11 protein-coding genes are annotated in these 14,075 nt (G+C 66.1%); 4 read left to right on the plus strand and 7 right to left on the minus strand.

Annotated elements, in window-relative coordinates; genetic code table 11:
* Positions 1-3 precede the first annotated feature (3 nt).
* Positions 4-1,173 (plus strand): acetate kinase, encoded by a 1,170-nt coding sequence (locus ABIB26_RS14535; protein ID WP_354244381.1) that lies wholly within the window; start codon positions 4-6, stop codon positions 1,171-1,173.
* 3 nt (positions 1,174-1,176) lie between these two features.
* Positions 1,177-1,740: a GNAT family N-acetyltransferase gene (locus tag ABIB26_RS14540; RefSeq protein ID WP_354244383.1), complete on the plus strand. Its 564-nt coding sequence runs from the start codon at positions 1,177-1,179 to the stop codon at positions 1,738-1,740.
* 678 nt (positions 1,741-2,418) lie between these two features.
* Here ABIB26_RS14540 and ABIB26_RS14545 read toward each other — a convergent pair.
* Entirely contained in the window at positions 2,419-4,635 is a 2,217-nt protein-coding gene (locus ABIB26_RS14545; RefSeq protein WP_354244386.1) for a S9 family peptidase, read from the minus strand.
* A gap of 289 nt (positions 4,636-4,924) precedes the next feature.
* Between ABIB26_RS14545 and ABIB26_RS14550 the strand changes: the two genes are divergently transcribed.
* Entirely contained in the window at positions 4,925-5,347 is a 423-nt protein-coding gene (locus ABIB26_RS14550; RefSeq protein ID WP_354244389.1) for a hypothetical protein, read from the plus strand.
* Positions 5,348-5,735: 388 nt separating this feature from the next.
* On the opposite strand, the gene ABIB26_RS14555 is transcribed toward ABIB26_RS14550, so the two are convergent.
* From ABIB26_RS14555 to ABIB26_RS14565, 3 genes are all read right to left on the minus strand, one after another.
* Positions 5,736-6,377: a hypothetical protein gene (locus tag ABIB26_RS14555; protein WP_354244392.1), complete on the minus strand. Its 642-nt coding sequence runs from the start codon at positions 6,375-6,377 to the stop codon at positions 5,736-5,738.
* A gap of 151 nt (positions 6,378-6,528) precedes the next feature.
* The gene (locus ABIB26_RS14560) at positions 6,529-7,251 is read right to left on the minus strand and encodes a DUF2306 domain-containing protein (RefSeq protein WP_354244394.1); all 723 of its coding nucleotides are present in this window, start codon (positions 7,249-7,251) and stop codon (positions 6,529-6,531) included.
* A 198-nt stretch (positions 7,252-7,449) separates the two neighbouring features.
* Positions 7,450-8,259 carry a DUF4386 domain-containing protein gene (locus ABIB26_RS14565; protein WP_354244396.1) on the minus strand — a complete coding sequence of 270 codons (810 nt, stop codon included), beginning with the start codon at positions 8,257-8,259 and terminating at the stop codon, positions 7,450-7,452.
* Positions 8,260-8,836: 577 nt separating this feature from the next.
* On the opposite strand from ABIB26_RS14565, the gene ABIB26_RS14570 reads away from it, so the two are divergent.
* Positions 8,837-10,027, plus strand: a complete 1,191-nt coding sequence (locus ABIB26_RS14570) for a carboxylate-amine ligase (protein ID WP_354244397.1) — start codon at positions 8,837-8,839, stop codon at positions 10,025-10,027.
* A 71-nt stretch (positions 10,028-10,098) separates the two neighbouring features.
* Here ABIB26_RS14570 and ABIB26_RS14575 read toward each other — a convergent pair whose 3' ends face one another.
* From ABIB26_RS14575 to ABIB26_RS14585, 3 genes are all read right to left on the minus strand, one after another.
* The gene (locus ABIB26_RS14575; protein WP_354244398.1) at positions 10,099-11,190 is read right to left on the minus strand and encodes a metallophosphoesterase family protein; all 1,092 of its coding nucleotides are present in this window, start codon (positions 11,188-11,190) and stop codon (positions 10,099-10,101) included.
* A 179-nt stretch (positions 11,191-11,369) separates the two neighbouring features.
* Entirely contained in the window at positions 11,370-12,425 is a 1,056-nt protein-coding gene (locus tag ABIB26_RS14580) for a LacI family DNA-binding transcriptional regulator (RefSeq protein ID WP_354244401.1), read from the minus strand.
* A 264-nt stretch (positions 12,426-12,689) separates the two neighbouring features.
* Positions 12,690-13,916, minus strand: a complete 1,227-nt coding sequence (locus ABIB26_RS14585) for an extracellular solute-binding protein (RefSeq protein WP_354244403.1) — start codon at positions 13,914-13,916, stop codon at positions 12,690-12,692.
* Positions 13,917-14,075 lie beyond the last annotated feature (159 nt).

The raw sequence follows: 14,075 nt of genomic DNA on the forward strand, positions 1-14,075 counted from the left end.
CCCATGCTCGTGCTCGTCATCAACTCAGGCTCCTCCTCGCTCAAGTACCAGGTGCGCGACGTCGAAGCCGGCAGCGTGCTGGCCGAAGGCCTGGTCGAGAAAATCGGGATGGGCAACGGCGGTGACGGCGACGGTGAAATCGAAGGCCCGCGGGACCACGCCGAGGCCCTGGAGCAGGTGGACGCCGCCATCCACGCGGCGCTGGGGGACCGGGTGCTGGACGCCGTCGGGCACCGCGTGGTGCACGGCGGGGAGCGCTTTGCCGAGCCGGTGCTGGTCAACAGCGAGATCACCCGGGCGATCGAACGGCTCAACCCGCTCGCGCCGCTGCACAACCCCGCCAACGTCCTCGGGATCCGCGCCATCTCGAAGAAGTGGCCCGAGCTGCCGCAGGTGGCCGTGTTCGACACCGCCTTCCACCGCACCCTGCCCGAGCACGCCTGGCGCTACGCGGTGCCGGACGAGCTGTACACGAACCATGGCATCCGCCGCTACGGCTTCCATGGCACCTCGCACGAATATGTGGCGCACCGGGCCGCGGGGCTGCTGGACGTCCCGGTGGAGGAGTTCGACGCCGTCATCGCCCACCTGGGCAACGGCGCCTCCGTCACGGCGATCCGCGGCGGACAGTCTGTGGACACATCCATGGGCTTCACCCCGCTGGAGGGTCTCGTGATGGGCACCCGTTCCGGCGACCTGGATCCGTCGATCCTGGTGTTTCTCGGACGGGCCGGCTGGTCGCCCGAGGACCTCGATTCCATGCTCAACCGGCAGTCCGGCCTCAAGGGCCTGGCCGGAGACAACGACATGCGCTCCGTGGTGGAGGCCGCGGAAGGCGGCGATGCCAGGGCGGCCATGGCCCTCGCCGTCGCCTCCTACCGGCTCGCGAAGTACATCGGCGGCTACCATGTGGCGGTGGGCGGGGCCAAAGCGCTCGTCTTCACGGCCGGGATCGGCGAGAACTCGCACCAGTTCCGTGCCCTCGTGGCGGACCGGCTGGGCGCCCTTGGCGTGCAGCTCGACGCCGGCCTGAACCGGCAGCGCTCCAAGGAGCCCCGGGTGATTTCCACCCCCGCCTCGGCCCTGCCGGTGCTGGTGGTGCCCACCGACGAGGAACGCGCGATCGCGGAGGCCACGGCCGCCGTCGTCGGGGTGTCCGGTGAGGCGGGTTAGGCCATGACGGAACTGGACCTTCCCCTGCGCACCGGGCGGCTGGTGCTGCGCCGCTTCGAGGCCGCGGACCTGGACGCGTACCACGCCTACCATTCGCTGCCGGAGACGGCACGGTTCCTGCCTGGCGAGGCGAAGAGCTACTCGCAGTCCATGGAGTCCGTGGGTAAATACGCCAACTTCGTCTTCGAGAAGGAGGGCGACTGGGTGTGTCTGGCCATCGAGGCCGCGGACTCACCCGGCGTGCTGCTCGGCGAGGTGGTGCTCAAATGGCTGCCCGTCCGCGGGCAGGCCGAGATCGGCTGGAGCCTGGCGCCGGAAGCGCGCGGCAGGGGCATCGCGTCCGAGGCCGCCTACGCACTGCTCAAGCTGGGCTTTGAGGAGCTCGGCTTCCACCGGATCGACGCCAAGCTGGATGCCCTCAACACGGCCTCCGCGGCGCTGTGCGAACGCCTCGGCATGCGGCTGGAGTCCACCCAGGTGGACAAGTGGCACTACAAGGGACAGTGGGCCACGGAAGTCGTCTACGCCATCCTCGAGAACGAATGGAAGGCCCGGCCGCCCGCTTAAGACTCGGCGGTTCGCTTAAGACTCGGCGGTTCGCCAAGGATGGCCGGAATGAGGGGTCTCATTCCGGCCATCTTGGGCGAACGGTGCACGCAGGCGGCACCCGGCCAGCGGCGCCGGCATCGGACTCAAGGTCCTCACCGGCCAGGGAGCGGCCATCGACCCGCCCGCCGCATCAACGACGACGTCAGCCTGTTCCTGAAGCGCAGCTGAGCCCCGGACGGGCTCCGGCACGACGCTCCCGCCCAGTTGCTCCCACACGCAACAGCCCGCACCCGTGGAATCCCGCGGTTCCTTGGGTTGAAACGGGTTCCGGCACCGAGTAACTGGGCTGGAGCGTCGCCACCCGGGCAGCAAGGACGAAGGCAGCCACCCCGCCACTGAGCATGCTCAGTGGCGGGGAGGTTGCAGGCCGAGGAAGTCGGCCACGCCATCCTCGAGGACGGATGGGAGTCCCGGCAGCCCGCTCAGGTCTCAACGATTCGACGAAGATGGCCGCTATGAGGGGTCCACACCGGCCATCTTTGGCGAATGGGCGAGCCGCGGCCGAGCCTGCGCCCAAGCGCCCCGCGAGCCAGCCCGCGCCCGAGCCGCCCCGGCCGAGCCCGCGAGCCGCTGCGGCAGCCCGGCCTACTTCAGCCCGGCGCCCGGCAGAGCCCGCGAGCCGCCCCGCAGCCCGGCCTACTTCAGCCCGGCGCCCGGCAGCAGCTCGGTGGCGCCCAGGGAATCGGCTACGAAGGCGTAGTCCCAGGCGCGCTCCTTCCACTGCACGTAGCGTCCGGAGGCACCGCCATGGCCGCCTTCCATCTCGATCTTCATCACGATCGGCTCGCTGCCGGTGTTCAGTTCGCGCAGGCGCTGCACCCATTTCGCGGGCTCCACGTAGAGCACCCGGGTGTCGTTGAAGCTCGTCACGGCGGCGATCTTGGGGTAGGCCACCTCGCGGACGTTTTCATACGGTGTGTAGGACTTCATGTAGGCGTACACATCCGGGTCCGTGATGGGGTTTCCCCATTCCTCCCATTCCAGCGCGGAGAGGGGAAGCTCCGGGTCCAGGATGGTGGTCAGGGCGTCCACGAACGGGACGGCGGCCACGATCGCGGCATACTTTTCCGGTGCGATGTTGGCGACGGCGCCCACCAGCAGGCCGCCGGCGGAACCACCCATGGCGGCGATCCGCGCCGGATCAACCCAGCCGGAGCCGGCAAGCCAGTCGGTGGCGGCGATGAAATCGGTGAAGGTGTTCTTCTTGTGCAGCTTCTTGCCGGTGTCGTACCAGTGCCGGCCGAGTTCCCCGCCGCCGCGGATGTGGGCGATCACGAACACTACGCCCCGGTCCAGCAGGGAGAGCCGGGGGATGCCGAATCCCGGATCCATGCTCAGCTCATAGGAGCCGTAGCCGTACACCAGCCCGGCCGCCGTCGCGTCACGCGCAACGGAGGCGTGGCGCAGCACGGAGAGCGGGATCCGGGTCCCGTCCGCGGCCACGGCCCATTCCCTGGTGGCCACATAGTCAGACGGCGAGTAGCCACCCAGGACCGGGCTTTCCTTGCGCAGCAGCAGTTCACCGGCAGGCCTCTCCGCTGTGGGCAGCACGAAGTCGTAGACCCGCGACGGGGTGAAGTAGGAGGTGTAGCCCATCCGGATCACGGGGGCCTCGTAGTCGGATCCGGCGACGCCGGCCGTGTACAGCTCCTCGTCGAAGGAGGGTTCCACCGGCTCGCCCTGCTCCGGCGTTCCGAGCCCGGCCAGGGGCAGGACCTGCACGCGCTCGATCGTGTCCTTGCGGATGGAGACCACCAGGTGCGTCGATGTGACGCCGGCGCCGTTGACGCGCACCTCGTCCGAATGCGCGACGACGGTGGTCCAGTGCTGCTCGGCGGCCGGTTTGGCGAGCTCCGCCGGGTCCACGAGCGAGACCATGGAGTTGGCGGCGTCCTTGTTGTGGCTCAGCAGGATCCGCTCCTGGCTCCGGCCGGCCGCGTCCGCCAGCAGGAACGGCTCGGCCTCGTAGAGGATCCGCTCGTCCCGGGAGATCACGGTGCGCAGGCCGGCGTCGGGCGCGTCGAAACGCAGCAGCCGGGTCTCGCTGAACTCCGAGCAGCCGATGCTCAGCACGAGGTTGCGCCGGTCGGCGGAGAGCTCGAAGCCCAGCCACATGGCGACGTCGTCCTCCTGGTAGATCACCTCATCCCCGGTGACGGGGGCGCCCAGCAGATGGGACTTCACCTGGTAGGGCCGCCAGGCATCATCCACCACGGTGTAGAAGATCCGGGTGCCGTCGGGGGAGAAGGAGATCCCGTAGAAGACGTTTTCGATCACGTCCGGCAGGAGTTCGCCGGTCCGGAGGTCCTTGATGCGCAGCGTGAATCGTTCGTCGCCGGCGTTGTCCACGGCATAGGCGTAGAGGTTGCCGTCAATGGTCACGGCGGCGCCGCCGACGGCGAAGAACGGCTTGCCTTCGGCCTCGATGTTGCCGTCCAGCAGGATCTCCTCGCCGGGAAGTTCGACGCCAGCCTCCACCGCCGGGGGAGTCCAGTCCGCCACGGGGTCCCCGGTATCCACGGCCTTGACGCGGCAGTGGATGCCGTATTCCTTCCCCTCCACCGAGCGGGTGTAGTACCACCAGCCGTCCTTGCGGTTCGGTACGGAGAGGTCTGTCTCCTGGGTGCGGCCCTTGATCTCCTGGAAGATGGCCCCGCGCAGCGGCTCCTGGTGGGCCGTCACCGCTTCCTGGTAGGCGTTTTCGGCCTTGAGGAGTTCCACGACGTCGGCCGATTCCTTGTCGCGCAGCCACTCGTAGTTGTCCTCGACGGAGTCGCCGTGGTGGGTGCGGAGGGCCGGAACCTTCTTGGCGACGGGTGGCTGCAGGGAGGGCTGCGCAGGAATCTGGGTCATTGACCCAATATATAAAGCTATTCCGCGGCGGGCGGCCGGCGTTCGCTACCGGCCTCTGCTGGCACGCTCCGACTGGCCCGCACCGGGACGGCCGGCCCGCGCCAACTGGCCCGCGCCGGGACGGCCGGCCCACACAGCAGGCTGGCGGGTCCTTCAATAGTCAGCCTGTTCATAACGCGCGGTTTTCCGATATGACGCTAAATGTTGCGTGCGTCACATTCTCTTCCTAGGCTGGGGTGCGGTCGCAGCGTCGCGGCCGGCTACGAAAATGCACGAACAGGGGAAGCATTTGAACGACAAGCTGAGAGTTCTTGTCCGGCTCGACCTAGATTGCGGACAGGCTGAAGTGGCAGCCCAGGGGCATGTGACGGCGAGAAGCCTCCAGGCCCTGTATGTGGTGGTGAAGCGGGCCAACCACCTACGGGAAGGCCTTCGCCTGGTGGTGGATGTCAGCCACGCCCGCGTGGAACCGGCCGCCATGGAGCAGTTGCAGGCCTGCTCGGAATCCCACCACCTGCCCGCCGCCATTGATCCGATGCAGTCGGAGTGCCGGCTGAGCATCGTGGCTCCCGTCGACGCTTTCGACGCCGGAGCCGACGCCGAGGCCCCGGTTGGTGCCGGTACTCCGGGCCGAATTTGTGCTGGGTCCCGGTCGGCAGTGCGCGCCCGGGCGGCAGTTCGCGCACGGGAGGCCCTGCGGCTGGCAGCCTAGGACTGGGGCTGGGCGCCTCGGGCTGGCGCCGCCGTCCGGGGCTGCTTTGAGGTGGAACCGGCGATTTCGCGCCGGAATGCGGCGAGTCCGTGTCAAAGTGCCCCTGTTGGGCCGGTGGGACTCGGCCGGCCGAGGACGTATGCGACGACGACGACGGCGAGCACCAGCAGGCCCGCCGCAATCGCAGCTAGCAGGGTCCGCCGTCGTCGTCCGTTCCCGGCCGCCGGCGCTGTCCTGGCGGCTGTCCGGACAGGGCCGGCTTCGGAGGGTTTCCCATGAGCGGACGCTACCACCGCCGCAAAATGCAGCACGAGGCGCAGGGATCTGAGCGCGGACGCATCCCCCGGCCCAGCCAAGCAGCTTCGATGAATCAGGTTCTTGTCTGTTCTCATGCCTGTTTGGTGAGAGGCCTGTATTTTGCGTGATCCTTTTGGGCGTTGGCTGACTTGGGCAGGGTGACTAGCCAGAGCGCCAGCCAGAGCACGGATGCGGCAAGGATAGCTAGTGCCAAGTCAAGGATAATCTCGGGCACCAGGTTGCGAATTCCGATAGGAATCGAGGCCAGTGCGTAGGCCACGGTCGGAATCTTAGGTGCTGTTCCATTTCTGAAGAGGGCGATGCAAAACAGCAGCGAGCCTGCGAGGAACACTACCGAAGCAACCAGGAACGCAGTCCCCAGCGGTCCCGAACGCAAGGTTGTGACATGTGCAGCGTCGAGCTGCGCGAATACCAGGTTGATTACCCATTCGGTTCCGGTTGCTGCAGCCAGTCCAACAAGATTCACTCCGATTGCTATGGCGGAAAACCGTCCTGTCCTGCGCAGCGCGGCCTGCGCGATCCCGACGATCAGGACAATCGCGAAGGCCTGTGCCAGCGGCGCTATTAACTGGGTGAGCGGACTGAGGGGTATGAGTCCGGCACGCTTGCCGGCATTGACAAAGAGGATTGCGGCCGCCAACATGCCGGCAATTGCTGCAAATCTGAGAGGAAAGTCGGTGGAATCGTTCTTGCGTGCAGTCACGGATGACATTAGTTCTCCTTGTTTCGACTGCTGTGGACAGCAGCCGGTTCAGGTGGTTTGTGAGTGGAAGTAACGGGCCCGGCAACCGTCGAGGTGTCCCTTGTGGCGGAGCCGTACCGCCGCGGCTCGTGGTGTTCCGCAGGCATCAGGCATCAGGCTCTCAAAGCGAAGCTGCAGCTTGGGGTTCAACGGGTCGTCCGGGTGGCCGGGACGGCCGCGCGGATCCCTGGGATCGCCGGTGGATGAAGTATTCGGCCACAGCGAGGTTGAGCACCCAGGAGGCGCCCAGGAGAACTGCCCGGGTCAGCACGTCGGCCGGGCCGACCAGTAGAAGCCAGGGGATCGACACCAGGGCCTGGGTTCCTGCGGCGATGCCGATGGCGTAGGCACGTGCCATCCACGCGCTGTGCCGGACGAAGTCGCGGCGGCGCACCGCGAGGAACCCGAGGACAATGCTCACCACCATCGCCGAGCCGAACACGAGGCGAAGGATGAGTAGAATCACGCCGTCGGACGGCGGGAGATCGTAGAAGACCGCCATCCACAGGCCGGACAGGGCAACGAGCAGGCCAGCGGGGACCAGAACGCGTCCGGCGACGCGGTGCCAGCTGGGCCGGCCGCGCTTGCCCCGGCGAAGTGAGGGAACGAACTGGAACGCCCCGAGAAGGCTGTACACGATGACGGCGGGGATGTGGATCAGCACGGGGATGGGCGAGTCGAAGAACCGCCCGTTCTCCGCCGTGACCGCGGCACCGCCCGCCAACTGGTTAAGGCGCGCCGTCCCGAAAATCACCGGGATGAGGCTGACAAAGATCAAGGCAGAGGGCACGAGCCACCGGGCCCAGGGCGATCGACGGGAGCGGGGAATGGTTGCAGATTTCATGATTTGCACTCTCTGGTTGGGGCGCCCCACGCACTCGCCCGGGTTGAGTCAGTCGAGGTGGCATGGGCTTGGCACCGCGGAATGATTACTTCGGCCGGTACGCCGACCTCCGGGTCGCAGCGTTGCGATCAGCAGTTGCATCGATCGCGCCCGGCCTTCTCGCCGTGCCTTTTGCCTACGGGCCGCCGTATCGGGGCGTCAGGATGTAGCGGGGAGCGACGTGGGGGTGGGTGTCGTCGAGGACATGGGCGACTCGGATGGGCCGGATATGGGCGTGAAGCCCTTGACGATCAGCCATACGCCGACGAACAGCTCCCAGAGGCCGCCCGGAATCGCGTGGATCGTCATCAGATCGAACCCGAAGAGTTCCAGCACGGACCCGCAAAGAATGACCGCGTACCCGGCGAGCCCCCAGACGGCCAACGGCCGTGGAAGCAGGTTCGTCTTGTAGAAGGCAGAACACACGAGCAGACCGGCGACGCCCAGGGTAAGCATGGCGATGCTGTAGGCATAATGGTGCGTCTGCATGAGCACCGCGCTCAGGCCTTGTAAGTAGGGCCCGTCGGGTGCTTCTGCCTGCTTGCTTAGGGTGCCAATGGGAATCTGGGCAAGGATCAGAAGGCCCATGATGGCAATGAAGGTGGCATCGATGATCCTGAAACCGAGGTAGCCGATGGCTATGCGTTCGTTGTGCTGCTTCAGGACGGGGAACATCAGGATCCCGTGAGCGGCGTCGCCGGCCACGGTCAGCATCCAGAGCACTGCTCCGATGGCCAGCAGCGTGCTGTTTTGCGAAAGCAAGGCGAGCCGATCCGGCGCAGAAAGGACGGACAGGATGAGGATATTTGCAGGAATGCCAATAAACATCCCCGCCAGATAAATCACCCCTACGGTCCTGGCTGTCGTTCTGTAGGGTCCGACGCCGTTTCGTCGCGGTGCATTCGTCCGTAATTGGTTCTGCATGGTGACTGTCCCCTTGGATCGTGGTTCGCCTTGGTTCCGATGCATGCTGACGTGATGTCCGGTGATTCCGGCAGATCGCTGCGCTGGTTGAGCGGCCGTGCCCCCATGTCAGAGAGCACGCGGCACTTTCTTTAGCGTCGACTGAGGCCCATGGTCCTCCTCGCTGTCAAGGCCTGCAATGGCCGACGGCGGGTGTTCCGCGCTCAAGCCGGTCCATGCCCTCAGCGGCCTTCTGGACGTCACAGATAAACCCCGGGATTGACCGGTCCAAAGCTCAGGGGACCCTCGCCTTCCACCGGCCCAAGCGGGGCCAAAGCGGCGCCAAAGCGTCAGTCGCGGACGAGGGATTCCAGGTCCGCTTCGGTCAGCAGTGATGGCTCACTTTCTTCACTGCTGTCCAGGAAGAGGGCGATTCTCCCCGACCCACCCCTGGTCCTCCGGTGTCCACGGCCTGCCTGCCTGCGCCATCCCGGGCCTCCCTCCGGCCTCGCCGTACCGACGACGGCAATCTAACAGCGCCGGCCCAACCGGCGGGGTGGGATGCCGCCGTCGCCTCCGGTGCGGTGGCCGTTATGTTGGGGTGTGGTCCTTCGCTGGTGCTTTCGTGGCCCACACTTAGCACGTGCGTACTTTTGGTGTTGAGGAAGAATTTCTGATCGTGGATCCCCACAACGGCAGCCCCCTGCCCTTGGCCGCAGACCTGCTGCGCCTCCATGACCCCGGCCGCCTGGTGGTGAACCGCCCTTCTCCGCTCCCGGTTCTGGCCGTCGAGCTGCAGCAGGAACAACTGGAAGTCATAACCCGCCCGCACGGCAGCCTGAGCGGCCTCGCCGCTGAGATAAGGGCTGGCCGCACCTATGCCGACGGGCTGGCCCGGAGGGCGGGTGGGCGGATCGCTGCCCTCGCCACGTCCCCGGTGCCGGTCGCACCGCGCCACACCCGCAACGACCGTTATGACGCGCTGATGGAAAAGTTTGCCCTGACTGCCCGGGAGCAGCTGACCTGCGGATTCCATGTCGATGTTTCAGTCGCCTCGGATGAGGAAGGAGTCGCGGTCCTGGACCGGATCAGGGCCTGGCTGCCGCCGCTTATAGCTTTGAGCTCGAATTCACCGTTCTGGAACGGCACGGAGAGCGGCTACGCCAGTTTCCGCACCCAGGCCTGGAACCGGTGGTCCTCTGCCGGGCCGACGGAGGTCTTCGGGTCGGCACAGGCATATCACTCATTGGTGGAGGACCTGTCGGCCACCGGGGTCGTCACCAGCCCGGATTTTGACGCGCGCCTGTCCGCGCGGCACCCCACCGTCGAGGTCCGGGTAGCCGATGTTTGCCTGGATGCCCGGGACGCCGCCCTGATCGCTGCGTTGGTGCGGGGTTTGGTGGAGACTGCGGCCCGGGAATGGGAGGCCGGACAGCCGCCGGACATGGTTCCCGCAGCCGTCCTGCGCCAGGGTGCCTGGCGGGCCAGCCGGTTCGGCGTCGGCGGGGAGCTGCTCCACCCGGTATCGCACCGGCCGGCCACGGCACGAAATGTCCTCACTGCACTCCACGACCATGTAAGTGATGCCCTGAACGAGACCGGGGACGCGGCCTACGCCGCGGAGTCCCTGCAACGGATCCTCAGCCACGGCACGGGGGCCACCCGGCAGCGGCAAACCTTCGAACGCAACGGCAGACTTGCCGACGTCGTCGCCCACGCCACTGCCCTTACCCATCAGGAACCCAACGATTACGGCCTGCTCGGGGACCGGCTCGTTACCTGGGACGCAGAAACCGCCATCCCAAGCGGCCATTTAGCCGCCATCGCCGGCTAACGCTAACCGCGAACAGCCCGCTGTTCGGCGTAGGGGATGCCTGAGGACACTCCCGACGCCGGCCGAACAGGTCAGTTCGTGAAGGGGACTTTCTTCCAGCCGAGCACTTTGCCGGTGGCGTCACTGTTCGCCGCAACGGTGAACTTCACATAGTTGGTGGCGTTGGCGGATCCGTCGACGGTGATGCGCTGCAGGTCATCAGCGGCGGTGTCCTGGCCGTAGACCGGCAGCCAGGGTGAGCCGTCCCCCAGGGGCCGGTCCTCGGCGTAGACGTGGCTGTCGCCGTTGACCAGGTAGACCGGGGCATCGAAATCGTTGGTTTCCTCGACCAGAGTGTCGATGATTTCCCGGAAGCCGGACATGGTCTTCGGGTCCGCCGTGGCGGCAGCCAGCAGCGAGGGGTCGAACATGTCGGCCTGGGTCATGATCACCACGGCCCGGTCGTTGCGCCGGGTTGCGTCGGCAAAGGTGTCGCGCAGTTGGTCGATAGTGGCCTCGATCCGGTGTTTGGCTTCCGCCTGCTGCTCCGGCGTGGTTTCGGTGCGGCCCAGTCCGGTCCAGGGCTGCAGCGAGTTGTTGCTGCCCTGGATGTTCAGGACGGAGAAGGCTAGGCGGTTGTGGGTGAAGCGGACGTTCTCGGGCAGGCCGAGAGCGTTCTGGGACTTGACCGGCATGGTTGCGCCGAGCGTCTTTCCGGCCGCCGGGAAGAAGACTTCGCGCAGTTTGTCCAGGCGCTCCAGGGGATTGTAGCGGCCGTTGTTTTCCCGGTGACAGTCCACCCACTCGTTGTCGCCCGGGGTGTAGACCAGGGGATGCTCGAAGGTGTCGAAGGTTGCACGGATTCGGGCGAAGTACTCATCGGTGCAGGCCGATGAGCCGTTCTTGATGTCGCCGACGTGGGCCACGAAGTCAAGGCCCCGGTCGGCGTTGAGGTCGCCGATGCGGGTCGGGAACAGGTCGGCTTCCTGCTGGCCGTAGGGGATGTCTCCGATCACGCCGAAGCTGAAGGATTCGTGCGCGGCCTTCTCGGCCGGGTCAGGGGCTGCTTTGGCCGGGGGGAGTGCAGTGGCGGCCGTCAGCGCGGCAAGGCCGGCGGCGGCAAGGATGCGAAATGACATGGACGGACCGCCGAGGAACCCGCGTCGTGAAAGGGATGAAGTCATGGAGAGCCTCCGGGCTGAACAAGGTCACGCAGGGATGAACGGTCCCTGTCAGTGTTGTGAGCGCCGGTGAGCAGCCGGGGGCCGCTGGATGACCCGCGCGTGAAAACCCGGTGCTGCTGCTGTTATTTGTGCCTTGTACCAAGCATCCAGGGATCTGTCCGGGGCCTATGAACCGCCGGTCATGGCCCAGGGACGGTTTGATGACGGCCGGCCGGATGAGGGCGGGGAGGGCCAGCCGGGACTGAGGTTGAACCCCGTACTAACAGGCGTGTTGGCAGGACCACCGGCTGGCCCGACTGGGAGAGCGCACCACGTGCGAATGCCAGCAGGTTATGGACGGCTGTGGATCCGAGTGCGTACAACGGAGCCTCTACCGTTGTCAGGGCAGGGGTCACAAGCCCGGCTCCGTAACTATTGTCAAAGCCCACGACGCTGACATCCTCGGGGACTTGGATGCCGCGCTTTTGGAGGGCGCGGATGAACCCCATGGCCATCTGATCGTTGTAAGCGATCACTGCGGAGGTCTGGTGCTGCAGCCATTCCAGGGCCACTTCCTCGCCTCCCTCTACGGTTGGCACCCCGGGGCCGATACGCCGTACGTTCAGCTCCAGCTCCCAGGCGGCCTCGCGAAGGGAGCGCCACCGCATGCCATCTGCCCAGAACGACTCCGGCCCTGCCAGATAGGCGATGTTCCGATGGCCCAACTCGCCCAGGTGCTCCGCCGCACGCCGGATACCCCGGGGGTTGTCCGTGACCACGCTGGCCACGTCCGTCACGGCGCGGTTCATCACTATCGTGGGTTTCTGCTTGGCAATCATCCGGATTGCCAAATCCGACATCCGCGAACTTGACAGGACGATCCCGTCGACAGAGGGCATCAGGCGTTCGAGCGCCTGGCGTTCTTTTTGTTCGGACTCCTGCGTATGCGCCAGCAGCATTATGTAATCAGCTTCGGCGGCCGCAGCTTCGGCGCCGCGGACCATTTCGGCATATACGGGGTTGCGGATGTCCGCAATGATCAAGGCGATCATGGATCTTTTCGCGGGTCCGGTGTGCCGGATACCCGCGACGTGGGTGGACCTGTAACCCACGTCCGCGGCTGCGGCGAAGATACGCTGCGCCGTGCTGTGACTTACCCGGCCCGGGCGCGCAAAGGCCCGCGAAACGGTTGAGGGGGATACCGCAGCGGCGCGCGCCACGTCATAGATGGTCGGCAGGCTTCTGGTGAGAGTCATGCGACCCTTCCTGATTGGCAGCAGGGCAGTGACGGCAACAAGGCAGTGACGGCAACAGCGGCAGCGCCGAGATCCCAGGCCGCATATCGGCTCCGGGAGCGGCGGTGCGCCCGCATGTCGCAGCGCTCCGCCGCTCCCGGCCAAAGACGGCTGTTGCGGCCTCTGCCCGGTCTGGTACTAATCGGCGCCGTCTTTTAGCTGTGAGATTTTAGCCGTGAGACCAGCCGAGTCGCTTGAGAGTGTCGAAGCTGGTGGCGTGGATGCTCATTTTTTCTGTTCGACCTTTCCGGTGGCGACCTGGGTGTCCCAGGTGTCGAAGGCTTTGACCAGGGAGGCGGCGTCGATCGGGGTTGCCTTGGGGTTGTCCTTGATCAGGGCGTCGTACTCGGGGCGGCCGAACTTCTTGATGACGTCCTGGCTTTCCTGCGGGGCCAGGTCGATGCTGACGTCCTTGATGGCCGGTCCGGGGTAGAAGTAGCCGGTGTCGTAGGTCTTGGCCTGCTGCTCGGGAGTCAGGGCGTACTGCAGGACCTGCAGGATGGCGGACATTTTGTCCGCCGAGACGCCCTTGGGCACGGCGGCGTACTGGGCGTCGGTGACCCAGGTGAAGCCCTTTAGGGCCTGGGTCTTGAAGGTTTCCGGGACCTGGCCCAGGGCGCGGGGGTTGATGTCCCAGCCGGTGGTGGTGATGGCCATGTCCCAGGTGCCGTTCTTGAGGTTGTTCATGGTGACGCCGGTGCCGGTGGGGTAGGTCGAGACGTTCTGGTTCAGCGCCTTGAGGTAGTCCCAAGTCTTGGACCAGCCGTTGACCGGGTCCTTGGGATCCGAGTCGCCAAGGATGTACGGCAGGCCCATCAGGAAGGTCCGGCCCGGTCCGGAGTTCGCGGGACGGGCGTAGCCGAAGCGTCCGGGGTTTTCTTTGGCCCAGGTCAGGAGTTCCTCCGCGGTGGTGGGCGGGTTCGGGACCTTGTCCGGGTTGTATTCGAGCAGGGGGCCGGAGGGGTAGTAGGTCAGCGCGACGCCCTGGTCCTGGGCGAGCTTCTGCATTTCCGCGGCCGGCTCCTGGTAGTTGGCCATGTTGCCGAGCCGGTCCTTGTAGTCCTTGGCGACCGGGGCGAACAGGCTCTCGCTGATGCCGGCGGCGAGGCCGTCGGTGCCGGTGAGGACGAGGTCGATCTTCAGGTTCCCGGCCTGCTGCTGCGCCTTGACCTTGCCCGCCATGTCGGGGGCGCCGGCGGTTTCCCAGGTGACCGCGGAAATGACGTCCGGGTGGTCCTTGGCGAACTGGTCGAAGATGGCGCCGGTCAGCTGCTTGTTGCCGGCGACATCGAGGATGTTCAGCGTGACTGCCTTGGCGGGCTTCTCCGGAACGCTGCCCGCCGAGAGCGAGGGGGCGGATCCGGCGTCGCTTCCCGGGGCGCCGCAGCCGGTGGCAAGCAGGCCGGCCGCGCCGAGGGTCGCGGCCCACTGGATTCTTTTAGATACTCGCATGGTTTGTCCCCTTTGTGGTGCCCGGCTTCTCTGCCGGGCAGTTGGTTCTGTGTGCGGCCTCACACAGCATGCAATCGGTTGCAGTATCAAGTCAATGTTTTTGAAAATAATTCCTACTGCGTCCGTAACTCAGCAAGCTAGAGGGTAAAAACCGTGACA

The sequence above is a fragment of the Arthrobacter sp. UYEF20 genome (assembly GCF_040546335.1).
In the GTDB taxonomy this organism is placed as follows: Bacteria; Actinomycetota; Actinomycetes; order Actinomycetales; family Micrococcaceae; genus Arthrobacter.